The sequence below is a fragment of the Leptolyngbya sp. KIOST-1 genome, assembly GCF_000763385.1.
GTDB lineage: Bacteria > Cyanobacteriota > Cyanobacteriia > Phormidesmidales > Phormidesmidaceae > Nodosilinea.
On sequence record NZ_JQFA01000005.1, the window covers coordinates 122,967 to 147,547 of the forward strand.

Here is a 24,581-nt window from a genome sequence, read left to right on the forward strand (position 1 = left end):
CCGCCGGACTGAGGCTGGATTGGCCCAGCTTGGGGATCAGCAGTATTGAGTCGCCTTGAAGCCCACCTGGGCCAGGGTGTCCTTCAGGGTTTGAACAACTTGGGTTTGGGCGGCTTCTCCCAGCTCGGGAAACATGGGTAGCGACAGCACCTGGTGGGCCGCAGTTTCGGCCTCGGGCAGGTCACCGGGTTTATAGCCGAGGTGGCTGTAGACCGGCTGCAAATGGAGCGGTACGGGGTAGTAGACCATGCAGATCACCCCGGCCTCGCGCAGGAGCTGCTGCACCTGATTGCGCTCCTGTCCTGCGGCGGTGGCCTGGGGCAGCCTCAGGGTGTACTGGTTCCAGACCGAGCGCCCGAAGGTCACTGGCTGTGGGCAAACGATTTCGTCAATGGGCTCCAGCAGGCTATGGTAGCGCTCGGCGACGGCCCTGCGCTGCTGGTTCCAGGTGTCGAGGTGACGCAGCTTGATGGCTAGAATGGCCGCTTGAACGGAGTCTAGGCGGCTGTTTACCCCGATCGCCTCGTGGTGATACTTGACCCGGCTGCCGTGCTCTCCCAGCATCCGGGCGGTGGCAGCAAGATTTTCATCCTCGGTAGTCAGGGCCCCGCCGTCGCCACAGCCCCCCAGGTTTTTGGTCGGAAAGAAGCTAAAGCAGCCCACATGGCCGATGCAGCCGACCTGCTGCCCCATCCACTCGGCACCGGTAGCCTGGGCGCAGTCTTCGATCACCTTCAGGTCGTAGCGTGTAGCCAGATCCATCACCGGCCCCATATCCACGGGCCGACCAAACAGGTGCACGGGCATGATCGCTCGGGTGCGATCGCCGATGGCAGCCTCAATCTTGGCCACATCTAAATTGAATGTGCTGGGATCAATATCGACAAAGACTGGCGTTGCCCCTACCGCACTGATGGCCTCTGCCGTGGCAATAAAGGTAAACGGCGAGGTAATGACTTCGTCTCCGGGGCCAATATTTAGCGATCGCAGCGCCAGATACAGAGCGTCAGTGCCAGAATTACACACAATGCAGTGCTCGGTGCCGACGTAGTTACCAAAGGCCTGGGCAAAGGTGCCGACGATGGGGCCGTTGATGTACTGTCCAGAAGCTAGCACCTCTGCTACGGCAGCATTGACGTCAGATTGAATGGTCCGAAACTGCTCCGTAAGATCGACAGGAGGAATTACACTCACTCGCTCACACTCATCTAGTGGATAGGCCTAGTTTACCCTACCCCATGGCTGCATCGGAGTCCGAGAGAGCCCAGGGGTAGGCACCGGCCCATCCCCCCTATCTACCGCTGCGCCAACCCAGGAGAATGCCTTGACTGACTTGCCCATTTTTTCCCACGCCCCCGATTTTGCCCAGGATAGGTCTCCCCAGGCCGATCAGGCTCGCTGGATGCGGCGCTGTCTGGAACTGGCGCGCCGGGCCGCCGGCCAAACCGCCCCTAACCCAATGGTCGGGTGCGTTGTGCTGAACCAGGGGCTGGTGGTGGGGGAAGGGTTCCACCCAGGGGCTGGACACCCCCACGCCGAGGTGTTTGCCCTGGCTCAGGCGGGCGATCGGGCCAGAGACTCCACCCTCTTCGTCAACCTGGAGCCCTGCAACCACACCGGTCGCACGCCCCCCTGTACCGAGGCCGTGATCAAAGCGGGGGTGCGTCGGGTGGTGGTCGGCATGGTCGATCCAGACCCCAGGGTGTCTGGCACGGGTATTCAGCGCCTGCAGCAGGCCGGTATCGAGGTTGAAGTCGGGGTAGAAGCAGCCGCCTGCCAGCGCCTCAATGAAGCGTTTATTCAGCGGGTCACCCGCCAGCGCCCCCTGGGGCTGCTGAAATATGCCATGACCCTGGACGGCAAAATTGCGGCCACGGGCGGTCACAGCGCCTGGGTAACTGGACCGATGGCCCGAGCCGCCGTTCATCAGCTGCGCTCAACCTGTGATGCGGTAGTGGTAGGGGGCAATACGGTCCGCCGCGACAACCCTCAGCTGACCAGCCACGGGCAAAGTGCCCACAACCCGCTCCGGGTGGTGATGAGCCGCGAACTCGAATTGCCTGCCCAGGCCCATCTATGGTCCGTAGAGGTGGCGCCAACGGTGGTGTTTACCGCCACCGCAGCCGACCCAGCCAGGCAAGAGCGGCTGGTCGCCCAGGGAGTAGAGGTGGTGACCCTTCCGGCCTTGAACCCCCGCCTGGTCACCGAGGCGCTGTATCAACGGGGCTGTGCCGCCGTGCTGTGGGAGTGCGGCGGACGGCTCTCCGCCCAAGCCATCGCAGATGGTGTTATCGACAAGCTATGGGCCTTTGTCGCGCCCAAGCTGGTGGGGGGCGACGCCGCCCCCGGACCCGTGGGGGACCTGGGAATTCGGCACATGGGGCAGGCACTCACCCTGGAGCGCACCACCTGGCGCACCCTGGGGGACGACCTACTGCTGGAGGCGTACCTGGTTCAGAACTAGGGGATTCAGGGCTAGGGATAAATACGGACCAGCCGGGGAAGGTCGTAGATGAGCTCCCGACTGCGCATGAACCCGTCCAGCGTCAGGCGCAGGTCGTCCTTACCGCGAAATGACTCCAGCCGCCGGGAGACCTCGCCCTGGTCAAACAGCAGCAGCGTGGGCAAATTGGAAAGCCGGTAGGTATTGGCCAACCGCAGATTTTCGTCAGCATTGACATCGACCAGCCGCACCTGGTCGTCCCATTCGGCCTGAAAACTTTGCAAAACTGGGGTAATTAGCTTACAGAGCCCGCACCAGGGAGCCCAAAAATGGACGAGAACAGGCAGCTCAGACTCAAGTACGACTGTTCTAAACGTGGCTTCGCCAACAGACATTAACATTGGTTATATAAAAGGAGCTTGACTAACCGTCTGGGATCCCCTCTCAGGAGCACCCACGGAAAACTGTAGCGTTCGACTGTAACGTTTGAGGGTAATGAGAAAATATTATGTTTGCTATTGGGATCATTGTAGACCAGTTGAGAATGGAAGTTAATGGGCAAAAATAACGATTGTGCCAAATTCCTAACACAGCCCTGCCTAACGGGAACCCGGGAGGGCCAGGAATAATCAGGCTATGGCCGACAGGCTGCGATCGCCCAGCTCCAACGCTTCCAGCATGCTATGGACACTCGATAGGCTGGTGCTGCCGGAGCAGGTCCAGGGCATCGGCGGCGGGCAGGGGCTTAGCGAAAAAGTAGCCCTGCCCGTAGTCGCAGCCTTCCTGCTGCAGAATAACCATCTGGGTAGCTGTCTCGACCCCCTCGGCGACCACGTCCATACCCAGCTTTTGGCCCAGGGTCAAAATGGTGTTGATAATGGCCCGGTCTTCATTACTCTTCTCCAACCGACCCACAAAGGACTTGTCAACTTTTAGGGTATCCATCGGAAAGCGGTGCAGGTAGCTGAGGGAGGAGTACCCGGTGCCAAAGTCGTCGATGGCTAACTTGAGGTCCAGGGCCTTGAGTTTGAGCATCAGGTCGATCGCGGCATCGACGTCTCCCATCACCATGCTTTCGGTGATCTCCAGGCGGATGCAGCGACCATCCACCTGGGTTTCCTGCAGGGCAGCCTCGATCTGACTGACCAGATCGGCCTGGCCAAACTGGCGGTTGGAGAGGTTTATGCTCATGGTCAGATGGCGATGGTGCGGAAACAGCAGGTGCCAGTGGCGCAACTGTCGACAGGCCTCCTGAAAGATCCACTGACCCAGGGCCATAATTAACCCAGTTTCCTCTGCTGCCGGAATAAAGGCACTGGGCAGCACAAAGCCACGGTCTTTCTGATGCCACCGAACCAGGGCTTCAAACCCAGCTAAGGCTCCAGTTTTGAGATTGACAATGGGCTGGTAGTAGAGCAGAAACTCTTGGTTGTCGAGGGCGTTGATCAGGTCGCTTTCGAGCTGTAGTCGGTTGACGGCTTCGGTGAGCATGCCCTGGGCAAACACCTCAAAGCGTGACTTGCCCAGGGCTTTAGCCCGGTACATGGCCGTGTGGGCATCCCGCAGGAGATTGGCGGGTTTGTAGGCCAGCCCCGGTTGACTGATGGCTACGCCAATGCTGAGGGTGCTGGGCAGCTTTTGGCCGTGTAGATGGAGCGGTTCAGAGAGGGCGTACTGCAACCGATCCATCACCTCTCCAGCGGCAGCACCGGGCAGATGGGTGAGCAGCAGCGCAAATTCATCGCCGCCCACCCTCGCCACCTGGGCTTCGGGGGGCATGTGCTGCACCAGGCGCTGGGTCATGATCTGCAGCACTTCGTCGCCCACCTGGTGCCCCAGACTTTCGTTAATTACCTTAAAGCGATCAATACCCATAAAGGCCACAATCACTGGCAGTTCAGGATTTTGACGGTAGTGCAGGGCATGCTGAATTGTGCCGATAAAAGCCTCTCGGTTAGGCAGGCCGGTCAAAGCGTCGTGGGTGGTACGGTAGAGCAGCTTGTAGGCCAGCACCACGGCGGTAGTCGCCACTATGCCGGTAGCCGGTTCCGCTAGGGGAAGCCACACCAGCTCATTGATTCCCAGCCAACCGCTGCCGCCCAAGGCTCCCAGCAGCAGACCGCCCGACAGCAGCAAACCGCTGGGCCCCCGGGCGAACCAGACCAGGCTACCGGCGGCCAAACACCAGCCCCATAGCCACAGCCATTCGCTCCAGGGGGGCAGAAACCGGTACTGGGCGGGCCGATCGGTAATGATGTCAAGCAGTTGGCGAATCATTTGCCCGTGGATGACGACCCCAGGCATGGTCAACTCTGTGTCCTGGTTGAAGCTAAACGGGGTAAAAAAGCGATCCTTAAGGCTGGCGGCCGTCGTGCCAATCAGGACGATGTTGCCCTCGATCCAGTCGGGTTCAAACTGCTGACTTAACACCTGACTGATGGAAAGGTGGCGGGCTGGCAGGTGGTCGGTGTGGTAGCGCAACAGGATTTGGTAGCCACTGCTGTCAACGTTTTGATAGCCACCATCCTGGGAAGAGAGGACTCGAATGGCGCGATCGCCCAAAATCAGGTGATTGGCCTCCGCCTTCAGAGCCCCAGCAGCATAACCCTGAAAGGCCATGATCACGCGCAGGGCAAAGGAGTAGTAGCCACCCTCAGGACTGCGCACGAAGATCAGGTTGCGGCGGATCACGCCGTCGGAGTCGGTGGGAAAATCGTTGAACCCTACCCGCTCTGGCTCAACGGTGGGTGGCGGCGGCACTTCACCCTGGCCCTGGGAACTGCCCACATTCATGATGGCGATCAGATTGGGGGCAGCTAGGGCGTCAATCAGGGCAGCCGAGCCCGGCGGGCGCAGGGTGCTTCGGTAGAGGTCCAGGCCAACCACCCTGGGGTTTTGGGCCTGAAGGGTCTGAATCACTTCAGCCAGCAGGGCATCGCTGAGAGGCCAGCCATACTGGCGAATATCGGCCTCGGTAATCCCCACAATGGTCATCCGCGGGTCGAGCTCTTCACTCGGGAGAAACCGCACCAGTTGATCAAATAGAAACAGTTCCGCTGGTTCTAGAACGTTGAGCAGCTTTACCCCCGTCACCAGGGTGCTGGCCAGGATACTAGCCAACAGCACTATCTTGCCGCCGCTGTTGAGCGGGGTGCGTCCCCACCATTGCAGCGTCTGAGGTACGACGTCTCGGCGCAGCCGATGGCTGATTCTGTGGATCGTCCCTTTCACAATTGCTGGGCCTTTGTAAAGACAGAAACTAACGACGGAGAATGGCTCAGGTAACACACCAGGGCTTCCCTGTCCTTAGTCAAGACGCCAGGGGAGCAGAACTGGTGTCAAGCATGCCCAGATCGACGATCCTTTTGCCAGTGTTATAGCTTTCTTATTGGTAAACAGGTCTATCTATTGCCTGTCGATCCCATCAACGTTCTCTCCCCGGCCTAAACACCGGTGGCGGCAGACTCAGGTTAGAGTCCGCCGCCACCGCAGGATACTTTATATAATGCTTCACTGGCGCGGGATTATAGCTCCAGGCATGGAAGGCGTTCCGGCCAGCCTACTCTACCCTGGCCGGACTGGGTGTGACCCAGTGGGTACCGCCGCCCTGACGTCGGCCTGGGAACTCGTCCCGGCTCTTGGCGCTGGCGACCGACTCTACCCCGAAGGCCTGAAAAACAACAATAGCTGTCAACGATAGCGTCCCCAGAGCGAGGGCTGAATGGCGAGAACGAACGGTATGTCCGAACGGAGTTTGCATGAGATGTATCGTTGTAACCCCAGGATTCGGTGAGCTCAGCCTGAGGGTAGACGCTCCCTAAACAACAAGATGACCCGGGCTTGCGTTGACCACGGCAGGCAGCAACCTACGGCCATCAGCGAAGCTTAAATCTATTAAGGCCGAGGTGCATCCAGACCATCGACAGGGGACCCACTGAACTGAGTGTTGCGAGAATTCACGGAGATTTTGTCCTGGCCTGCCGGAGATGTATGAGGATTTTGTAAAATTCCCTAAAACTTTCCGGATTTTGCCAAAGCTAGCGCTGGCAGCACTATCTGACCCAATGCTCTCGGTAAAACCCTAGCCAAACCATCCGTAAACCTACGGAACTCCGGTAAAACCACAGCTGTAGTTTGGCTTTTCTATCTCACAGCAAAACCAAACCCAGTAGCAGGGCCAGGACTGCGCCAGTTGCCGTGTTAATGCCGTTGACCACCTCATTGGTCAGCCAGGCGAATCGGTGTTGGAGGGTGGCGCCAATCAGGCTTTCGAGGGTGGTGGCCAGAAAAGCCGCTCCCAGGCAAAGGACTATCGCCCAGGGGCCGATCAAGCCTACCCCCCAGCCCACCAGCGCGATAACCAGGGATCCGACCACGCCTGCCAGCGTGCCCTCCAGGCTAACGGCTCCCTCGGTACCGGCAGGCACGGGTTTAAGCGAGGTGATCAAAAAGGTATGCCGCCCGTAGGCTTTGCCTACTTCACTGGCGGTGGTGTCCGAGAGTTTGGTGCTGAGGCTGCTGACGTAGGCCAGGGCCAGCAGCGGCAGCCATAGTTGCTGGCGCGCGGGCGGGGCAAAGGCGCTGACCAGGGCGATCGCGATCGCGCAGAGGGCCGCAGCCAGGGCCGAACCCCAGACATTTTCGGGCCCCCTTACCCCCGAACGCCCTTCGGCAATACCAGCAGCTTCTTTGCGCCGCCGCCCCAGGCGGGTGACGGCCGACCCGGCTATAAAGTAAGCCATGACGACCAGGTAGCCTGGCCAGCCCATACAACCCCAAATGATCACTCCCAAGACCCAGGCGTGGAAATAACCCGCTGGTGTGAGCAGCTTTTTGGGCAGCCCCCAGGCCAGCAGCAGCAGGGCTGTGTTGAGCAAGATACCAATCAGCCATCCCGTCATCTGGGGAGATAAAAAATCGAGTGCCATAGCTTGAATGTCGCCATAGATAAAGCCCTCAACGATCGCGCAACGCTCTACCTACAGGGCAAAGGCCTTGTGCAGGTGGAGACAATGGCCTGACTCAAGGGCTGGTTCGTAGGTCAAGCGATCGGCTACCAAATACATAATTTTAAGCCCTCGCCCTCCCTCGGAGTCTGTATTGTTGGCGGTAATTCGCTGGCGCAGCACCGAGGCCAAATCAAAGCCGGGGCCCTGATCCCAAATGCGGATGTCGATGGTGCGATCGCTGATGGCTACTTCAATGCGAACTGGGGTATCGAGCGGGAGCCCAGTGTGGGCATGGCGTACAGCGTTGGTAAAACCTTCGATCAGGGCGAGTTGGCATTGCAACCAGATATTGTGCGGAATTGGAGCAGCCTGAAACTGATCGAACCACGCCAGGACTGACTTGAGGGCCGCAGGGTCAGTTTGAGTTTCAATCTGGCTGGTGTGCTGGTAGGTCAAAACAGGCTAGGGCTAGATCGCTCACCTTTGCATCATAGGCCGAAGCCCACCCCGGCAAAAGCTTTCAATCAAAGAGTTTTAAATCTATTTTTGCTTTCGCCCCGGGCTTTGGGCATGTCGTCAATTTTGGGCCCAACAAACGTTAGCGCCAGGGTTGCTATGGGCGACTCAAGCCATAGGCTAAGGGCTAAGATCTTTGATATTTTCCCTATTGGAGGAAATTGAACACAGCCCTTAAAACTGGGAAGGGTTCAGCCAGGCCAGCAGGTTGCGACGCAGCCGATTCAGGTCACGATAAAATTCTTGCTGGACAAACTGCCCCAGAGCATCGAGGGGACTAAACGACGTACCCGGCTGCCAGCCAAACTCCTGGGCGATGGGGGTGGTATGGGACCCTGGCAGCAACTGAACGGTGGTGCACTCGGCAAAGCGCCGGATCAGCACCTCTGATAGAGGACGGGTTTGATCGAGGTTGTCGCTGCGAAACTTGATCAGCAGGTTATGGGGCACGGGATAGCGATCGCGCACCAGGCCCAGGGTGGTCTCTGGGTCGGGGGTAAACTCAACATTAAACGCGGGATTGAACTGCACCGCCTGCTCCAAAAACGGAATCGATCGCCGGGCCGGATAGTTGTTGAAACTCATATAGATATTGCCAGCCCGCTCCACCTCCCAGAGGCAGTTGATCAATAGATGGACCTTGCAGCCCATGCTGTGACCCAAACCATAGATCGGCAAGTTGCTACCGTTACCCAGCACGCGCTTCTCCAGATAGCGCATTGCCTGGTCAAAGGTAATCAGCACTTCCTGGGCAATAACGCTGTGATCAAAGGTGTTGATAAACGGGGTGGCTACGATCGCAAACCCCTGCCGAGCCAGGTTTTCGAGGAGCCACTGGTAGGTGACATTGGGGGCCGCGGCCACAAAAGCCCCACCTAAAAAATGTACGATCGCCCTTGGGTTAGGGGGCACTAAAATCCAGTTGCCCGATACCTCTTGCCAGTTCATCACAGTCGGGGGGTGCGTCCTTTGGCGGTGAATGCCCAGGCGGGCAGGGTCTGACCTGGGAGATTGCTCCTTCATTTCCTTCATTACTGTAGCGATAGTGAGCGAGTTCGTCGTCCAGACCGGGGGGCCAAGGGAACGCGATCGCCGCGGAACTGATAAAACTACGCCACTGCTGCCCTAACGATTGACCGCTTGTAAGACCCTTGCCTTCCCCTTCGCTGGAGCGGTAAGCTGATGGGCCTGAAGGAGGTAAAGCTATGGGGCAGAATGCCGCGATCGCCGAGCACACCGTAACGGTTGATGGGTTGACCTGGTTCTACCGGGAACACGAACCAATGGCCAATGCAAATCGGCTGCCCGTGCTCCTGCTGCACGGCCTGGTGTCTCAGAGCTACAGCTGGCGCGAGGTCATGCCCACGCTGGCGCAGCAGGGGTTTCGCACCATCTCCCCCGACTGGATCGGCCACGGTTTTTCTGACAAGCCCGATCGCCGCGACTTTGCCTACACCCCCGAGGCGTTTGTCAACGCCCTGGGAGCCTTCCTCGATGCCCTGGGCCTGTCCCGGGTACACCTGGTGGCCCAGGGCTTTCTGGGGTCGGCCGGCATCCAGTACGCCCTACAGCACCCGGAGCGGGTCGATCGCCTGGTGATGATCAACGCTCCCATTGGGCCAGAGGCCAAGCTGCCCTGGAAGATCCGTCAAATGGGCTTGCCCCTGGCCGGAGACATGATCACTCAGGACCCGCTGCTGGTCGATCGCACCCTGGAAGGGGGCGGCCCTTACCAGATCGACGATGCGGATTTAGATGTCTATCGACGGCCTTTCCTCAAAAGTTCAGATGTCGGTCGGGCATTGATGACAACGGTACGCCGCCTTGCCATCGAGGAGGTGAGGCAGAGCATCGCTGCTGGTCTGCCGGGCTGGGACCATCCTACGCTGGCGCTCTGGGGCCTGAGTGACCCCTGGCTGCCGGTCAGCCTGGCCGAAGCCGCAGTCCAAAAATTGGCCAACGGTGAGCTGCAAACCCTGGAGCAGGTGGGCCACTATGCCCAGGAGGACTGGGCCGAAAAGGTGGCGACAGCCCTCGATGGGTTTTTGCGCCAGATGGTTCCTTAGGGCGTGTCATCCAGGCAAGCCGCCCAGCCCACCTTAGAGAGGCCGAGTCCATAGTTTATGCTGGAGCTACAGGCCCTGCTGGGGCTGCCTTGACCCAAGGAGCTTTTAATGGCCGTCAAACAACAATTTCAAAGCTTTGCAGATCTTTTAGCTGAAGCGAAAACTCCTGTTCTAGTCGATTTCTACGCCACCTGGTGCGGCCCCTGCCAGATGATGGCGGGCATTCTTGCCGAGGTCAATAACGAGCTAAAAGGCCAGCTCAAAATCGTCAAAATTGACACCGATAAGTACCCTCAAATTGCCTCTCAGCACCAAATTGCGGCTCTGCCGACCCTGGTTTTGTTCAAGGCCGGAAAACCTGTGGATCGAATCGAAGGCGTATTGGCCGCACCCCAGTTGGTAGCCCGCCTGCGGGCGCATCTGAGTTAGCATGGCTGCGGTATCTTGCGCGATCGCCCTGGGCAGCAACCTGGGCAATTCGCAGCACATTCTGCAGGCGGCCTTGGCCGCCCTCCATACCCCCCCAACAATCGAACTCTTAGCCCAGTCCAGCGTTTACCAAACCGTTGCTATTGGTCCACCCCAGCCCGACATTTTGAATGCCTGTGCCATTGTCAAAACCACCCTGTCGCCCCAGCATTTACTCGCTCAACTGTTAGACATCGAACAGCGCTTTGGTCGCGTGCGCCGTCAGCGCTGGGGGCCTCGCACCCTCGATCTTGACCTTATTTTCTATGGCCAGGTCTGTCTAACTGAACCCAACCTGCACATTCCCCACCCCCGCATGCGGGACCGTGCCTTTGTCCTCATTCCCCTGGCGGAAATAGCGCCCAACTGGCGGGATCCTGTCAGTGGTGAGTTGGTCAAACAGCTCTGTGAGCGGGTAGACCCGGCAGGGGTAACGCATTTAGGGGCTATTCCACTGCCTTTCAATTAAGGGGTCCAAGCTCCTACAATGGGGTGATCACCGGTACCCTTTCTGAGCCTCTACCTATGCCGCTTGGTCAAGAACCTCCTCAACTGCTAAAGCAGCGATTGTTCTATGAAGGGCGCAAATTTAACTTTGAGGTCAACCGACTGCGGTTGCCCAACCGGGCCGAAGGCGACTGGGAATGTATTCGTCATCCCGGGGGAGCCCTGGCTGTACCCGTCACCGCCAGGGGCGAACTGGTCATGGTGCGCCAGTATCGTTTTGCCGTCATGGGGCGACTGCTGGAGTTTCCCGCCGGCACCATCGAGGTCAACGAGGCGGCTGGCGACACCATTCGCCGAGAAATTCAGGAGGAGATTGGTTACAGCGCCCAAACCTGGCTGCCCATCGGTAACTTCCCCCTGGCCCCCGGCTACTCCGACGAAATTATTTACGCCTTTCTGGCCACTGACCTTGAACCAATTGAAACGCCCCCCGACACCGATGCCGACGAAGACATTGAAGTGGTCCTGTTTACCCCTCTTCAGCTAGAAAAAGCGATTCTGGCAGGGGAAGCGGTGGACGCCAAATCTATCGCCAGTTACTACCTGGCCAAGCCTTATCTGGAAAAACTGGCGTCACTTTGACTGGCCGCTGGCCGTAGGGCTGACCGCGCCATAGTAGGGGGTAAGCCAATCCAGGCTGAACTCGTAGAGGTGGTCAATGGCCCAGGTCGCTCGGCGGTGAATCAACTGGTAGGGGTAGGCGTGGGCAACGCCCAGCACGGGTACGGCAGCCCGCTTAGCGGCTTCAATCCCGGCAAATGAATCTTCAATGGCCAGACAATCGGCCGGGCTGAGGGCCAGATCGGCAAACTGCTGGTTGAGTTGTTCCACGGCGAGGCGGTAGCCATCGGGGGCGGGTTTGCTCACTCCTGGGGCGACCTCATCGGCTGAGACAATTAGGCCTACGTAGTCGCCCCAGGGAACGAGGGACAGAACGGTTTCAATTTCGCGGCGGCGGGCTCCAGACACGATGGCCAGTTTAAGCTGCGCCGTCCGGATGTGGTAAATCAGGTCGTCCAGGCCGGGATACAGGGGTAAGGGATCTAAGCCCTGGAGGACCGCCTGGTAGCGGGCCGCCTTGCGGTCGAGCAGTTTTGCCAAATAGTCCTCAGAGATTACTCGCCCCTGACGCGCAAGTAAATCCCTGAGACAGGCGGCATCAGATCGACCCAGGCAACACTCAGTCAGGTCCTGAGAGTTGGGACGCAGGTTTTCTTCTAAGAGCAATTCCTCAATCAAACGCCCGTGGATGCCTTCGTCGTCAATGATAACGCCGTTAAAGTCCAGTAAAACTGCTTTGAGAACCATTAACCTAGCCAGAGAAATATTAAGCAATGCAACTTAGGCATGCCTCCTGCTAGCTTAGCCCGGTTTTGAAGCCGCTAGACTACAGCTCCATGCTTCACGTTTGGGCTTTTGGGCCGTGCCCTGGGAGTTGTCGTTGGGAACCCTAAGCCGATAGCCCCTGGCTTCTAGGCGACAGGTTTTGCGTTGCTCCCCCTGCCGCTCTCCCGTAGAACTACGGAGATCGGCGCTCGACCTTCGCTAGAGTACCGTAGATCAACGATGGTGAATGCCGGTGTCTCTCCCGAGAATAAGGACAGTTCCCAGCGAACCCGCTCTCGTAAGGACATCCGCAGATATGGCTACCCAAACTTCGACAATTCGCTCTCGTGGCATGGAACTGCTGATGCAGTACAAGCAGTCTCCCTCGGTACAGTTGCGTAACAGACTGGTGCAACTCAACGCGGGCCTGGTTCGAAAAATTGCTCACCGGGTCAGTCACCAGTGCTCTGAACCCTACGAAGATTTGGAACAAATCGGTTACATTGGTCTCATTCGCGCTATCGAACGCTTTAACCCTGGTCAGGGCTGTGCTTTTAGCTCCTTCGCCGTTCCCTACATTCGTGGCGAGATGCTGCACTTCCTGCGCGATCGCGGCACTACAGTTAAAATTCCCCGCCGCTGGCAAGATCTGCAAAAAGAATCCCAAAAACTACAGCTGGAACTGATGCGCACCCTGGGGCGGAATCCTAGCGACCATGAGATGGCCGATGCCCTCGAAGTCTCGGTTAAAGAGTGGCGGGAAGTCAAGATGGCCCACAAGAACCGTCTACCCCTGAGCCTCGATGCCACCGTGTGCCAACAGGTAGACTCCAACATCACCCTGGGTGAAACGCTGCCCGACACCCACTACCAACTCATGCAGGCCCTAGAAGAGGACCGCCAGCAGATCCAGCGAGCCCTGAATCAGCTGGAAGCTAAAACCCGCACCGCCATTGAGTTCGTCTTTTTCAAAGGCCTATCGCGCAAAGAGGTGGCCGAGAAGATCGGTGTCAGCCCCATGACCGTGACCCGTCGCATTCAGCGCGGAGTAGACGAGATGATCGCATTTTTGCAGCCTCAGGAACTGCGCACCGATCCCTAGGCTTTAGATGGCCTGATGTCTGTTTAATGAGAGCGATCGCCGGGGAAGGTCTTCAGCAGACTTTCCCCGGCGATGTCATTTGCAGGAGAGGACCTCCGTAATGCCCCAAAGGCTGTCATCATAGCCATCGTCAGAACCGTTAGTCATGACCAATTTGCTGGCCGCTATGGCTACACGCCACGGCCACCACACTACGGCTACACCTGGGCCGACGGCATCTACTTCAACATCCACACCGATGAACGGCCCTGGATGTTGGTCGTCAGCAGACTACTACCGCTTGTCCCACTGTTCCTTCATCCGTTGAATGCGCTCGAGTAGAGTTTCATTTGACAGGCGCGAGTTGAGCCGCTCCACCAGCAGCGGAAACGCCAGTGGGGAGGGGCGCTTAGTGTCTTTCCAGACCACAGATCGCTGGTCCAGCCGGCTCAGGGTTTGAGTCAGGCGGTGGGTTTCGAGCTGGTCTTGCAGCACCTCGCGCTCGGCCTGCCTCAACAGCAGATTGTCGGGTTCGTACTTGGTGAAGACATCATAGAGCAGCGACGTGCTGATCTGGAGCTGACTAGAGGTTTTGCGCGAACCCGGATAGCCCTTGAACACCAGCCCCGCCACCTGGGCCACGCCGCGAAACTTACGCTGGGTCAGTTCTGAAATATTGAGGCTGGCGCGGATGTCGTCGGCCAGATTCTCCAGGCTAAAGAAATCGCTGGAGAACAGATCCCGGTAGGGGTACCCCTTAGGACCGAGAATTTCAAAGCCGTAGTCGTTGACCGAAATGGTGAAGGTGGCCGTCTTTTGCCTGGCGAAGCGGTAGCCCCAGAGAAAGCCCAGGCCTTCGTGGACGAAGCGTCCCTCGAAGGGAAACACGTAGAGGTGCTGGCCCTCGCGGGTTTTGCAGCTTTCCACCAGTAGCTCGTCGGCGCTGGGCAGGGTAGAGAGCCGCTGCTGGGCTGCCAGAATGGGCGCGATGGTGAGAATTTCTGCGTTGGCGCGATCCCCCCTCCCCCCCTTGATAAGGGGGGTAATGGAGGAAGCGGCTACCGCGAGAGCCTGGGAGGGTAGGGTCTCGTCAGCAGTAAATTCTGCCGACTGGGGGAAAGCCATACCGTTGGCATCCTTGAGCAGCGATCGCACCCACTCCACCTCCTGGCGCAGGTGGTGGCTGAGGGTGTCGGAAATGGCCAGCTGTCCGCCGCCCCAGCTGGGGGTCACTGTGGACTTGCGCCGGGTGCCTTTGACGTACAGCACCATGTCCTTCATCTGAAAGTATTCCAGCTGTCGTCCGGCGAAGAAGAACACGTCCCCTTTCTTTAGCCGCGACACCAAGGCTTCTTCGACGGTGCCGATCGCTTTGCGGTTGGTGTAGACAATTTTGACTGGGGTGTTGGAGGTGATGGTGCCAATACCCATGCGGTGAATGCGGGCCAGTTTGGTGTCGCTGACCTTGCACAGTCCGTCTTCGCGCACCACCTTTTTGTAGCGGGGATAGGCCCCCAGGCACCGCCCGCCGGTTTCAATAAAGTCCAAAATCCACTGGTACTCGGCCTCGGTGAGGTCAGCGTAGGCCACGGTCTGGCGGAGTTTCTCTAAGGTGGATGCTGGCTCAAATCCATCGCCGCAGGCCAGGGTGACCAGGTGCTGCACCAGCACGTCGTAGGGCTTCTGCTGGGGACGGCGGGTTTCCATATCGCCCAGGGCCAGCCCCCGGCGAAAAGCAGAGATCTCTAGCAGCTCCAGGGCGTTGGTGGGCAGAAAAAACACCTCCGAGGTGCCCTCCGGAATATGGGCGCTGCGGCCGGCCCGCTGGAGCAGGCGGGCCAGGTTCTTGGCGCTGCCGATCTGCACCACCCGCTCCACCGGCTGAAAATCGACGCCCAGGTCCAGCGATGAGGTGCAGACCACCCACCGGATGTCGCCCGACTTCACCCCCGCCTCGATCGCCTCCCGCTCTTTGACATCGATCGAGCCGTGGTGCAGGGCAATTTTCTCGGCCGCCTCGGGCAGGGCAAAGCTCAGCGCCTGGTACCAGCGCTCGGCCTGGTTGCGGGTGTTGGTAAAGATCAGGGTGGACTTTTCCAGGTCCAGCGCCTCCACCAGGGTTTCAAACATGCGCAGGCCCAGGTGCCCCGCCCAGGGAAAGGTGTCCACCGAGTCGGGGCGAATGCTGGTGATCACCGTCTCGCGCTTTAGATTTGAACGAATGATTACTGGGTTGATGCCCAGACCCACAGCGGTCTGGGCGGCCTCCTCCAGATTGCCCAGGGTGGCCGAGATGGCCCAGGTGCGGAGCTGGGGTTGCAGCGATCGCAGGTATCCCAGACACAGTTCCGCCTGGGTACCCCGCTTCGAGCTCATCAGCTCGTGCCACTCGTCGAGAATCACCGCCCGCAGGTGGCCAAACCGCTTGGCTCCGTCTGGGTACGACAGCATCACCGCCAGCGACTCCGGCGTGGTGATGAGGATATTCGGCATATGTTTGAGCTGCCTGGTCTTGCGCGACGAACTGGTATCGCCCGTGCGCGACTCGACGGTGAGGTTCCAGCCCATCGTCTCAATCGGCGCTCTGATCGCCTGCTCAATGTCCCGCGACAGGGCGCGCAGGGGGGTGATGTAGAGCAGCTGCAGGCCCTCGGCGGGGGCGGCAATCATCTCGGCGACTGGCCCCATGACAGCGGCGTAGGTTTTGCCCGACCCGGTAGGCACCTGCACCAGCCCGCTGTGGCCCGCCAGGTAGGCCGCCCAGGTTTGCGCCTGAAAGGTCAGGGGCTGCCAGCTTCGGGTGGCAAAGTAGTCGATAACTGGGGTGAGGCGCGAATCAGCCGTCACAGCGCAGGTCTAACCGTTGGGGGAGCCTATTTATTGTAGTGAGTTAGGCACAGGGGCGGTATTTAGTACAGCTATGCGCGGTTCAACGTTCAAAATCAAAAATTCAAAGTGAAAAATTGTCAATGGCTCAGTTTTCAAGCCTCCTGAGCGGCGGGCGTTTTTCTGCCTTGCTGTACTAATAACAACCGGGGTGCCCCACGTAGAGTCGTGACGCACCCCGTCTGGCCTCGGTGTTACTGGGCGATCGCCTCAGTCACCGCTGAGGGCAGGGCCGGCCTTACTCATACACCTCGGCTTCGGATTCCTGCTTCTTGGCTTCTTTCTTCTGCTCACCTTTTTCGTTAACCTTTTCGACGAAGTTGGTAATGCGCTCTTCGTTCTTCTCGGCGTAGGACTTATGCTCTTTATCAGTCATGGGGATAACCTCGATTAAATCGTACGAATCAGTACGTTCAATCTAATCGTGGACTCCCAAAAGCCCCTCTATTGAATGAACGGTTTCGCACCAATCAGGTTCTACCGCAGGGCTTAATCAAATCGATTCAGCCCGCTTCGGCAGCCGCAATCCTCTGATTGGCCGCCAGCACTATCCTGACCAACAGGCTAAGGCAAATACTTTTTAATCAACAGGTTGAGCTTGTCGAGGGTGGCCTGGGGCGCTTTATCCAACGGCGTAATGATGGCATACTTCAGCGCCGAGTGGGCCTCCGACTCGGGTGGATTGGCGGCAATGCGGTTGACCACCTCGCGAATCACCCGCTGGGCATTGACGGCGTTCTTTTGCAGGTTGCCGATCACCATCTCGACGGTGACGCTGTCGTGGTCGGGGTGCCAGCAGTCGTAGTCGGTGACCAGGGCCAGGGTGGCGTAGGCGATTTCGGCCTCGCGGGCCAGCTTGGCCTCGGGCAGGTTGGTCATGCCGATGATGGTGGCCCCCCAGCTGCGGTACAGCTCCGACTCGGCCTTAGTCGAGAAGGCTGGCCCCTCCATGCAGACGTAGGTACCGCCCCGGTGCAGGTCCACATCGGGCAGCTCCAGGCTTTCGACCGCGTCGGCCAGCACCTTTGCCAGAGCGTTACACACTGGGTCGCCAAAGGTGATGTGGCCCACCAGCCCCTCGCCAAAGAAGGTGTTGACCCGGTTGCGGGTGCGATCGATGAACTGGTCGGGCACCACCATATCCAGCGGTTTGGCGGCTTCTTTGAGCGAGCCCACGGCGGAGGCGGAGATCAGGTACTCCACCCCGAGGGACTTCATGGCGTAGATGTTGGCGCGAAAGGGCAGCTCGGTGGGTATCAGGGTGTGGCCGCGCCCGTGGCGGGCCAAAAACGCTACGCGGGTACCATCCAGCGTGCCCAGGATGATGGCATCGGAGGGAGCGCCAAAGGGGGTATCTACGCGAACTTCTTCAATGTCGGTGAGGGCTTCCATTTGATAGAGACCGCTGCCGCCGATGATGCCGATCTGTGCCTGTGCCGCCATGGTGGTTACTGTTGAGAGCTGGACTGCCCTATCATAGCCAACAGTTCTGCGGGCGAACCCAGGCGCTTCAGCAGGTGTGCCGCCAGTTGGCCGAGCCGATTCTTTTCAGCTTCGGGGCTGGGGCCAAAGGCGCTAAAGGCGATCGCCACCCCCTTGAGCCACAGCGCTACCAGCGTTAGGCAGAATTGCCAGAATTTTCTCAGGCTCTTGCCATAGTTGTGGCCACTAATCGGCACATCGCAATAGACCACCTGTTCACCGCTAGACAGTTGAAGCGGATCGCAGGGAACTAAAAGGTGGTTGTGGGCCAGGAGTTGATCTATTTCCTGATGGCGATCGCGCACAAAGCGTTCGCTGGTGTGGTGGGCCAAAATCGGTGCAAAGTCACCTGCAAGCGGGCGGTAGCCAAAGTCGGCAATCATCTCCCGGCAGACGGTGCTGATGGCTTGCAGGGAGTCGTCGGGCTGTCGCCGCTGCCAGACCAAACAGCGGGACGAATCCAGCCCCTGGGCGACCTGATTTTTCCAGGGTTCGTGGGCGGGGGCGGTGTGGCGGGCGGCGGCTTCGGTGTGGAGCATGGCGGGCTCAAAGGGAACCTGGAGAAAGCAGCACAGCTGGTGCAGGGTCTCGGTTGGTTCGGCTATCAGGGTTTCGTACCGCAGCGTGTAGGCCAGCCGATCGCGCTCAAAAAACCCCTTGCTCTGGCGATACCACCGCTCGATCAGGTAGGCGCTGTGCAGGGGCACATCGCTGGTCCAGGGCAGCCTGGTCGCCATCGACAGGGCCACGTCGCGGGGGTCGCGCACAATCCGCACCACCCTGGCGGTGGGGTACAGCCGCCGCAGGGTGGCCAGGTGCAGGATGTGGTTGGGGGTCTTTTCGGCCCAGCGGTGCTTACCCAGGGCCAGCCTGTGCGGCTCGGTCAGGCTTTCGAGCAGGGCCTGGGGCGAGGGTTTGTGGGCGGCCAGGTAGCCATGAATGGCCTGGGGCGAAACGCCAAACAGATCGGCGACTGGGCGGTCTTCGACGGCGATCGCCCCCACAAATTCGGTCGCCTTGCTCGGCCAGTCCCCATCCCTGAGCACGGCCGCCAGGTGCTGGTAGTTGGCCTCCAGGTACGGAAAAAAGTGGGTCTCTGGACCGCAGCTGATCTGGCTGTGGCTGGCCAGCAGGGTGGCCAGCAGGGTGGTGCCCGATCGCGGTGCCCCGACGATAAAAACTGGCGCGGTAGTCCCCTTCGCCATGGCGCTACCGCTGGGCCTGGGGATGGCTCAGCACCGCGATTAGGGCCTTCTCCTCGGCGGTCAGATCCAGCTGGCTGGGGGCCTCGGCCGCCTCGCGCCAGACCTCCAGCAGCCAGCCGTCCGCGTAGGCCTGGGTCACGGTGGGGTGAACGTAGAACTTGCGGCAGGTGGCCACCCGGTTGCCCAGGTGTGCCGCCGCCGCTTTGATCGCCTCACGAATATTGGCCTGGGCGTTGGTGGCGGAGGTGGGTTCCCCCAGGTCGTTGAGAATTTCGGCAGCGCAGGCGGTGCCGGCCCAGGTGCGGAAGTCTTTGGAGGTAAACTCTGCTCCAGTGATGGTTTGCAGGTACTCATTCACATCGGCCGAGTCGATGGCGCGGCGATCGCCGTCCTCATCGACGTACTGAAACAGCTGCTGACCGGGGAGTTCCTGGCAGCGCTTGATCGCCCGGGCCAGGCGGCGATCGCTCACCTCGATCTCGTGCTCCACGCCGCTTTTGCCAATGAAGTGAAAGCTGATGGTGCTCGAGCCCACTTCCACATGCTCCTGTTGTAGGGTGGTCAGGCCAAAGGACTGGTTTTGCTCGCGGTACTCATCGTTGCCAATCCGAATGACGGTGGCATCCAGCAGCCGCACCACGATCGCCAGCAGCTTCTGGCGCGACAGCTGGCGCTGGCGCAGGTGGCCATCGGTGACCTCGCGGATCAGCGGGCGGGCATAGCCGAAGGGAATCAGCCGATCAAACTTGGTCTGGTTGCGCACCTCCCGCCAGTTGGGGTGGTAGCGGTAGACCTTGCGGCCTTTGGCGTCGCGCCCGGTGGCCAGCAAGTGACCGTTGGGGTAGGGGCAAATCCACACCTCCTCCCAGGCCGGCGGAATCACCAGGGCCTTCAGCCGCTTCAGCTCGGCGGGGTCGGAAATGCGATCGCCCTTGGCGTCGAAATAGATAAACCCGCGCCCGCAGCGCCGCCGCCCCAGGCCGGGGCGACCGTCGCTGACGTAGCGCAGTCCCGCCGCGCGGGCGGCCTGGATTGGGGCCTCAGTGGTAACCTCGGCCAGAGCGCGATCGAAATCGACCCGATGGGCAAGCTGTTGCGAACCTTTAGCCATTCCGGTGTTGGACAGGGCAGTGGAGACATCGCCCTCCGCGATCGGCACCCCGGTCTGGCGATTCCTCCAGCGTAGAAGGGGTCAAAGCCCCTTGCGCTCTAGCTGGGGTATGGTTCCAGGGGTCAATATTCTATACCCAAGGATAATTCAGGCCACCGGGCCGGTATCGACTGTCCTCTCCACCGCCCCGGTGGCCCGGATCGGTCAGCCGTGGCTATAGGTGAGAGTAGGTTGCAGCGCGGTGGCCTGCTGGCGCAGGGCTTCTAGCTGACTCAGCGCCTTGCCGGTAGTCAGCAGGGCGTCGGCCTGGGCCAACCCCTCCGTCAGCGACGCCGCTGCGCCCCCCTGCCACAGGTAAAATCCAGCGTTCCACAGGGCGGTTTTGTACAGCTCTGTGGGCTGGCCCGCCAGCACCGATCGCAGCCGCTGGCCCAGGGTGACCTCGTCGTCCAGCTCCACATCGTCCCCCTCCAGCCCGTAGTCGCGGGGGTGCAGCAGCAGGCGCTCAAAGTCGCCCTGGCGGTTGACACCCACGATCGCGGTGCGGCCCCGGGCCAGATCGCAGCTGCCCTCCAGCCCCTTGACGCTGATCCAATCGGCGTGGCCGCGCAGGCCAAAGGTGCCCTTAGCAAAGTCTTCGGTGGGCGGGTGGACAAACCCCATCACCAGGGTGTGGGACCCCGCGTAGGGCGACCACATCAGCTCCACCGTGGCGAAGGGGGGGCGCTTGCCAATCTGGTCGCGGTAGGGCACCAGGCCGTGGGCAGCCGGAAAGTGCTGGGGCAGATAGACAAACCCCAGACCGGTGCCGTTGAGCAGGGCGTGGGCCTGCTCCAGATTGTGACAGCTGAGGTCTACCCCCAGCTGTTGCCACAGCTTCACCAGGGGAATGCCGGCCTTGGTGGGCATCCGATCGCCGCCGTGAAGCACCACGGGAATCCCCGCCGCCATCAGCACCAGGGCCGTAACGGGGGTGACCGGGGCGGTGCGCGATCGCCCGTCGTAGGGGCAGCTGAGCACGAGGGCGCGGCCGCTGTAGGGACTGTCGGGGGCGATCGCCGGTAGGGTTGGCCCCAAGGCTTGGTAAGCGTCCAGAGTGCCCGCCAGTTCTTCGGCGGTGGGGCGCTTGATCCGATGGGCAATCATGAACGCGCCAATCTGGGCCGGGGTGGCAGTTTGGGTCAGCATCATGCGGGTGGCGGCTTCGGCCTCGGCGCGGGTCAGGGCCCTGGAGGTGTGGCTGCCACTGCCCACGTGCTTGAGCAATTCCCGAAACTCGTTACTCATAGTTGGTCTGACCCCCAGGGGGTATTGATTTGCAAATCATAACCCGTCAGGGCAGAGGGGCTGTTGGATTCGTCGGTGTCAGGGAGCGGGATTTGGTGTCAGGTCTCAGGTCTCAGGTCTCAGGTGTCAGGTGTTGGGGGTCAGGTATAGGATACGGCGGCGGCTCGCGAGCGCTGCCAGCTGGGGCTGGACAGACTCTGCACCAGGGCGTGGAAGCGCTGAATGGGCGGAATCCCCAGGCGATCGCGGGTGGTGACCAGCACCACCGAGCGAGTGAGCACCGGAGCCTCGGTGGGGCGCACCGCCAGGGTAGGGTCGTCGCGGCAGTCGGTCAGGGCGGACTGGGGCAGTAGCGCCACAAAGTTGCCCTGGCGAATCACCCCCCGAAAGGCATCGAGGGTGTTGAGTTCGAGGGCGGCATTGAAGGTTTCGCCCCGGTCCTGAAACTGCTGCTGCACCAGCCGCTGCATGCCGTAGCCGTCTTTGAACAAAATTTGAGGAAACCGCGACAGCATCTCCCAGGCGATCGCGGGCTGGTTGGCCAGGTCGTGGTCGGCCCCCATCAGCACCTCTACCGGTTCTTCAAACAGGGGGGTGACCACCATTTCGGGCTGGGTGGTGAGGCGCGGGTTGTCCATCACAATGGCCAGGTCCACCAGGCCATCGCGCAACACCTTGAGGGAGCGATCGCTGCCCAGGGCCGTCACCCGTAGCTGCACCTGGGGATACTCGGCGCAAAACTGCTGCAGGACAGGGGGCAACACCGTGGCACACACCGACTGAATCGCCGCCACGCACAGCTCTGGCTGCTTGCCCGCCATCAGGTCGGCAATATCCTTCGACACCTGAGTCCAGTCCTGCTGAATCCGGCGAGCCTTGGGCAGCAGTCGCTCTCCGGCCACGGTTAGCTTGGCCTGGGCCCCGCGGTGGAACAGCGGCGCGTCCAGTTCGGCCTCCAGGGCCTGCACCTGGCGGCTGACCGTGGACTGAGTCACCTGGCACTGCTGGGCCGCCGCCTGAAAACTGCCGGTTTCGGCCACCGATAAAAACGCCTGGAGCTGTTCAATACGCATGCTCGAATTGTACCCACACCACTGCTAACCAGGACTTGGACGGCGAGCTGCCGCCGACAAGCCCTGTCTTTGATTAGCAGATAGTACCCTCGCGCTTGGTATCGAAAGTAGCCGTAACCCAACTCAGGTTCAGGGCAGAGTAGCTTGGCTGCTATCCAGCATAGTTGAGCGCTCCAGCAGAGACAGCAGGCGATCGCGTTGTCCTGAGCAATCGCAGCTTCTGGAGATGACAACCGCCCCGTGAGCTTCATCAGTTTCAATCCACAGGGCCGCATAGCTATCTGGAATCCCTACGGGCTGATCGTTCGATGCCTGCGTGACTAAATAGCCCTGTTGACCGTCAAAGCTGTATGGGGAAATGTCCTGATTCTCGTGGATGTTTTGTTCCACCAATTGGCGAAGATCTAAGTTGTCGGGGTTCTCTTCGGTGCGGACTCGGGTTTGGGCATACCCCCGCCCCAGGGCTTCACCTCCCCTGGCGATGCAAACCAGCAGTTCGTAGGTGCCCGGATCGACAATTTTGACGGTGCCGCTATTCAGCAACATGGCTCTAAAGTTTGAGGGAATGGCGAGTTCCACGCCAAATTGCTTCAGCTCTAGTTCACGGGTGGTGTCTGCGGCTGCGACGGAACCGGGATCGTCACAGTATGACTCCGGCTGCGCGATCGCGGGCACGCCTCCCAGGCCTAGAGCAACCAGAACCCCAGCGCTGGCTACCAGTTTGTAAACGTTGTGAAGACGTAAGCGACGAGACATAGCCATATTTCCTAATTCAGGCGGCAGTACCTGAGCATTTTTCGAAGGGCCATCCAGGGTCTTGGCACATCCGTTGCCACCGTGCCGTCGCCGCGCTCCCCCGTGCGAGCTGCCCTCCCCGTCGATAGCGCTGTCAATATTGCTGTAGAACCGATTTGCAATTGGGAATTTCTATTGACCATGCTAAACCGATGGGGGCGATCGCGCCTCTTACTGTAGGGAGGCTTCGCCAGAGCGAGCCGGGCAGGCGCAAGCCCGTGCGATCGCGAGCATTGAAATGCCCTCAAGCCAAAGAAACGCTTAGGATTGCTGCTGCTGTAGCTGGCGCAGAGCCGCCTCGGCGTGGATCTGCACTCCCCGGTCGGGGTCGTGCAGCAGCGATCGCAGCAGCGGCTCGGCATCGGCCTGGCCCACCTGGCCCAGGGCCAGCACCAGGTGCCGCCGCAGGGCGCTGTGGTCAGCGGTGGCGGGCAGCTCTTCCAGCCAATCCTGGAGGGTCAGCCCTGCCCGCTGGTGCAGGTCGGCCCCCAGGGTCGGCAGCCCTTGAATCAGGACCAGACGGGCGGCGGCGGTCAGCTCGGCCCAGGCTTCGATTAGGCCCGTCAGAGCGGCGGCGCTGTTCTGCCAGAGCAACGCCTGCACCAGGGCCGTCTGACGGGGGTCTGGGGGCCGGGTGTCCAGCCCCCCAAGCAGCACCGCCGTCGCAGGGGGCTGGGCCAGTCGCCCCAGGGCATAGATCGCCTGCTGGGCAATGCCCTGGTCGACATCGTCAACCAGCGGAGCCAGGGCCTCAACCACGGTCTGAGGGCTGAGGTGGCCGCGCAGACCCAGCACCCCGCGAATCGCCGCCGCCCGCACCGCCGCCGCCGGATCTCGCAGGCCCCGCTCCACGATCGGCCAGGTGGTGGGATCGGCAAAGGGGCTGAGGGCATCCAGGGCCGTCGCCCGCACAGGCGATCGCGGGTCGCCAGTGGCCTCGATCAGCAGCGGTAGGGTGGCGGGGTGGGGAATGCGGGCCAGGGCCTGCACCGCCACCGGACGCAGGGCGGGGTGCGCCAGCTGCTCCCCCAGGGCCGCGATCGCGGGGTGGCCAATCTGGGTGAGGGCGGTGGCCACCGACTGGCGCAGGTCGTCGTCGGTGGTGGCGGCAAAGGTGGCGATCAGGGCCTGAATCACCTGGGGGTGGCTGAACTCGCCCAGGGCGCGGGCGGCAAACCAGCGGGCCTCCCAGTCGCTGTCCTCATCCTCCAGCAGAGCCAGCAGATCGGCCAGGGCTGCCTCACCCAGGTGGGCCACCTGCCGGGACTGATCCCAGCGATCGTGAAAGTTGCCCCGCCCCAGTTCGGCCACGGCAGCTCGAACCGCGATCGCCTGGTCGTCGAGGGTCACCGAATTGGGTAAAAACTCATTAAACGCAGACACAGC

At 60.5% G+C, this 24,581-nt stretch carries 22 protein-coding genes; 6 read left to right on the forward strand and 16 right to left on the reverse strand.

What is annotated here, in order from left to right:
- Positions 1-36: 36 nt before the first annotated feature.
- On the reverse strand, positions 37-1,194 hold the full coding sequence (locus NF78_RS26800; protein ID WP_035994459.1) for a DegT/DnrJ/EryC1/StrS family aminotransferase: 1,158 nt from the start codon (positions 1,192-1,194) through the stop codon (positions 37-39).
- Positions 1,195-1,324: 130 nt separating this feature from the next.
- On the opposite strand from NF78_RS26800, the gene ribD reads away from it, so the two are divergent.
- Positions 1,325-2,464 carry a bifunctional diaminohydroxyphosphoribosylaminopyrimidine deaminase/5-amino-6-(5-phosphoribosylamino)uracil reductase RibD gene (gene ribD, locus NF78_RS26805; protein WP_318655521.1) on the forward strand — a complete coding sequence of 380 codons (1,140 nt, stop codon included), beginning with the start codon at positions 1,325-1,327 and terminating at the stop codon, positions 2,462-2,464.
- Between the two features lie 11 nt (positions 2,465-2,475).
- Here the strand turns inward: ribD and NF78_RS26810 are convergent, their stop codons facing one another.
- The 5 genes from NF78_RS26810 to NF78_RS26830 all read right to left on the reverse strand — a co-directional run bounded on the left by NF78_RS26810 (position 2,476) and on the right by NF78_RS26830 (position 8,856).
- Positions 2,476-2,844: a thioredoxin family protein gene (locus NF78_RS26810; RefSeq protein ID WP_035994464.1), complete on the reverse strand. Its 369-nt coding sequence runs from the start codon at positions 2,842-2,844 to the stop codon at positions 2,476-2,478.
- 280 nt (positions 2,845-3,124) lie between these two features.
- Positions 3,125-5,674: a putative bifunctional diguanylate cyclase/phosphodiesterase gene (locus NF78_RS26815; RefSeq protein ID WP_197065011.1), complete on the reverse strand. Its 2,550-nt coding sequence runs from the start codon at positions 5,672-5,674 to the stop codon at positions 3,125-3,127.
- Between the two features lie 917 nt (positions 5,675-6,591).
- Complete coding sequence (locus tag NF78_RS26820) at positions 6,592-7,371, reverse strand: TIGR00297 family protein (RefSeq protein ID WP_197065012.1); 780 nt, start codon at positions 7,369-7,371, stop codon at positions 6,592-6,594.
- 51 nt (positions 7,372-7,422) lie between these two features.
- A complete protein-coding gene (locus tag NF78_RS26825) occupies positions 7,423-7,848 on the reverse strand; it encodes an ATP-binding protein (RefSeq protein ID WP_035994471.1) in 426 nt (141 codons plus the stop codon).
- 234 nt (positions 7,849-8,082) lie between these two features.
- Entirely contained in the window at positions 8,083-8,856 is a 774-nt protein-coding gene (locus NF78_RS26830) for a DUF1350 family protein (RefSeq protein ID WP_035994473.1), read from the reverse strand.
- Between the two features lie 257 nt (positions 8,857-9,113).
- On the opposite strand from NF78_RS26830, the gene NF78_RS26835 reads away from it, so the two are divergent.
- The 4 genes from NF78_RS26835 (at position 9,114) to NF78_RS26850 (ending at position 11,531) form a co-directional block, all read left to right on the forward strand.
- Complete coding sequence (locus NF78_RS26835) at positions 9,114-9,974, forward strand: alpha/beta fold hydrolase (RefSeq protein WP_035994475.1); 861 nt, start codon at positions 9,114-9,116, stop codon at positions 9,972-9,974.
- Positions 9,975-10,082: 108 nt separating this feature from the next.
- A complete protein-coding gene (gene trxA / locus NF78_RS26840; protein WP_035994478.1) occupies positions 10,083-10,403 on the forward strand; it encodes a thioredoxin in 321 nt (106 codons plus the stop codon).
- Position 10,404: 1 nt separating this feature from the next.
- The gene (gene folK, locus NF78_RS26845) at positions 10,405-10,911 is read left to right on the forward strand and encodes a 2-amino-4-hydroxy-6-hydroxymethyldihydropteridine diphosphokinase (protein ID WP_052051054.1); all 507 of its coding nucleotides are present in this window, start codon (positions 10,405-10,407) and stop codon (positions 10,909-10,911) included.
- A gap of 56 nt (positions 10,912-10,967) precedes the next feature.
- Positions 10,968-11,531, forward strand: a complete 564-nt coding sequence (locus NF78_RS26850; protein ID WP_035994481.1) for an NUDIX hydrolase — start codon at positions 10,968-10,970, stop codon at positions 11,529-11,531.
- Here NF78_RS26850 and NF78_RS26855 read toward each other — a convergent pair.
- Positions 11,523-12,257 (reverse strand): HAD family hydrolase, encoded by a 735-nt coding sequence (locus NF78_RS26855; protein ID WP_035994483.1) that lies wholly within the window; start codon positions 12,255-12,257, stop codon positions 11,523-11,525. The genes NF78_RS26850 and NF78_RS26855 overlap by 9 nt on opposite strands.
- A 334-nt stretch (positions 12,258-12,591) precedes the next feature.
- Here NF78_RS26855 and NF78_RS26860 point away from each other — a divergent pair, with 334 nt between their 5' ends.
- A complete protein-coding gene (locus NF78_RS26860; RefSeq protein ID WP_035994486.1) occupies positions 12,592-13,377 on the forward strand; it encodes an RNA polymerase sigma factor SigF in 786 nt (261 codons plus the stop codon).
- 273 nt (positions 13,378-13,650) lie between these two features.
- Here the strand turns inward: NF78_RS26860 and NF78_RS26865 are convergent, their stop codons facing one another.
- From NF78_RS26865 to NF78_RS26900, 9 genes are all read right to left on the reverse strand, one after another.
- Positions 13,651-16,203 carry a ligase-associated DNA damage response DEXH box helicase gene (locus NF78_RS26865; RefSeq protein WP_035994490.1) on the reverse strand — a complete coding sequence of 851 codons (2,553 nt, stop codon included), beginning with the start codon at positions 16,201-16,203 and terminating at the stop codon, positions 13,651-13,653.
- A 277-nt stretch (positions 16,204-16,480) separates the two neighbouring features.
- Positions 16,481-16,618 carry a hypothetical protein gene (locus tag NF78_RS31625; protein WP_156119993.1) on the reverse strand — a complete coding sequence of 46 codons (138 nt, stop codon included), beginning with the start codon at positions 16,616-16,618 and terminating at the stop codon, positions 16,481-16,483.
- Positions 16,619-16,806: 188 nt separating this feature from the next.
- Positions 16,807-17,685 carry an S-methyl-5'-thioadenosine phosphorylase gene (locus NF78_RS26870; protein WP_035994492.1) on the reverse strand — a complete coding sequence of 293 codons (879 nt, stop codon included), beginning with the start codon at positions 17,683-17,685 and terminating at the stop codon, positions 16,807-16,809.
- A 5-nt stretch (positions 17,686-17,690) separates the two neighbouring features.
- Positions 17,691-18,929 carry a sulfotransferase family protein gene (locus NF78_RS26875; RefSeq protein ID WP_035994495.1) on the reverse strand — a complete coding sequence of 413 codons (1,239 nt, stop codon included), beginning with the start codon at positions 18,927-18,929 and terminating at the stop codon, positions 17,691-17,693.
- 4 nt (positions 18,930-18,933) lie between these two features.
- Positions 18,934-20,040 carry a DNA topoisomerase IB gene (locus tag NF78_RS26880; RefSeq protein ID WP_081973034.1) on the reverse strand — a complete coding sequence of 369 codons (1,107 nt, stop codon included), beginning with the start codon at positions 20,038-20,040 and terminating at the stop codon, positions 18,934-18,936.
- A gap of 204 nt (positions 20,041-20,244) precedes the next feature.
- On the reverse strand, positions 20,245-21,327 hold the full coding sequence (locus tag NF78_RS26885; protein WP_035994498.1) for an anthranilate phosphoribosyltransferase family protein: 1,083 nt from the start codon (positions 21,325-21,327) through the stop codon (positions 20,245-20,247).
- 140 nt (positions 21,328-21,467) lie between these two features.
- Positions 21,468-22,400: a LysR family transcriptional regulator gene (locus tag NF78_RS26890; protein ID WP_035994501.1), complete on the reverse strand. Its 933-nt coding sequence runs from the start codon at positions 22,398-22,400 to the stop codon at positions 21,468-21,470.
- Positions 22,401-22,529: 129 nt separating this feature from the next.
- Complete coding sequence (locus NF78_RS26895; RefSeq protein WP_156119994.1) at positions 22,530-23,156, reverse strand: hypothetical protein; 627 nt, start codon at positions 23,154-23,156, stop codon at positions 22,530-22,532.
- Positions 23,157-23,456: 300 nt separating this feature from the next.
- Positions 23,457-24,578, reverse strand: a complete 1,122-nt coding sequence (locus NF78_RS26900; RefSeq protein ID WP_197065013.1) for a HEAT repeat domain-containing protein — start codon at positions 24,576-24,578, stop codon at positions 23,457-23,459.
- Between the last annotated feature and the right edge of the window lie 3 nt (positions 24,579-24,581).

Excerpts from the sequence above, each read along its gene's own strand:
- NF78_RS26810 (WP_035994464.1), bottom strand. The coding sequence starts at position 2,844 with ATGTTAATGTCTGTTGGCGAAGCCACGTTTAGAACAGTCGTACTTGAG.
- NF78_RS26820 (WP_197065012.1), bottom strand. The coding sequence starts at position 7,371 with ATGGCACTCGATTTTTTATCTCCCCAGATGACGGGATGGCTGATTGGT.
- NF78_RS26830 (WP_035994473.1), bottom strand. The coding sequence starts at position 8,856 with ATGAACTGGCAAGAGGTATCGGGCAACTGGATTTTAGTGCCCCCTAAC.
- NF78_RS26835 (WP_035994475.1), top strand. The coding sequence starts at position 9,114 with ATGGGGCAGAATGCCGCGATCGCCGAGCACACCGTAACGGTTGATGGG.
- trxA (WP_035994478.1), top strand. The coding sequence starts at position 10,083 with ATGGCCGTCAAACAACAATTTCAAAGCTTTGCAGATCTTTTAGCTGAA.
- folK (WP_052051054.1), top strand. The coding sequence starts at position 10,405 with ATGGCTGCGGTATCTTGCGCGATCGCCCTGGGCAGCAACCTGGGCAAT.
- NF78_RS26850 (WP_035994481.1), top strand. The coding sequence starts at position 10,968 with ATGCCGCTTGGTCAAGAACCTCCTCAACTGCTAAAGCAGCGATTGTTC.
- NF78_RS26855 (WP_035994483.1), bottom strand. The coding sequence starts at position 12,257 with ATGGTTCTCAAAGCAGTTTTACTGGACTTTAACGGCGTTATCATTGAC.
- NF78_RS26860 (WP_035994486.1), top strand. The coding sequence starts at position 12,592 with ATGGCTACCCAAACTTCGACAATTCGCTCTCGTGGCATGGAACTGCTG.
- NF78_RS31625 (WP_156119993.1), bottom strand. The coding sequence starts at position 16,618 with ATGACTGATAAAGAGCATAAGTCCTACGCCGAGAAGAACGAAGAGCGC.
- NF78_RS26870 (WP_035994492.1), bottom strand. The coding sequence starts at position 17,685 with ATGGCGGCACAGGCACAGATCGGCATCATCGGCGGCAGCGGTCTCTAT.
- NF78_RS26875 (WP_035994495.1), bottom strand. The coding sequence starts at position 18,929 with ATGGCGAAGGGGACTACCGCGCCAGTTTTTATCGTCGGGGCACCGCGA.
- NF78_RS26880 (WP_081973034.1), bottom strand. The coding sequence starts at position 20,040 with ATGGCTAAAGGTTCGCAACAGCTTGCCCATCGGGTCGATTTCGATCGC.
- NF78_RS26885 (WP_035994498.1), bottom strand. The coding sequence starts at position 21,327 with ATGAGTAACGAGTTTCGGGAATTGCTCAAGCACGTGGGCAGTGGCAGC.
- NF78_RS26890 (WP_035994501.1), bottom strand. The coding sequence starts at position 22,400 with ATGCGTATTGAACAGCTCCAGGCGTTTTTATCGGTGGCCGAAACCGGC.
- NF78_RS26895 (WP_156119994.1), bottom strand. The coding sequence starts at position 23,156 with ATGTCTCGTCGCTTACGTCTTCACAACGTTTACAAACTGGTAGCCAGC.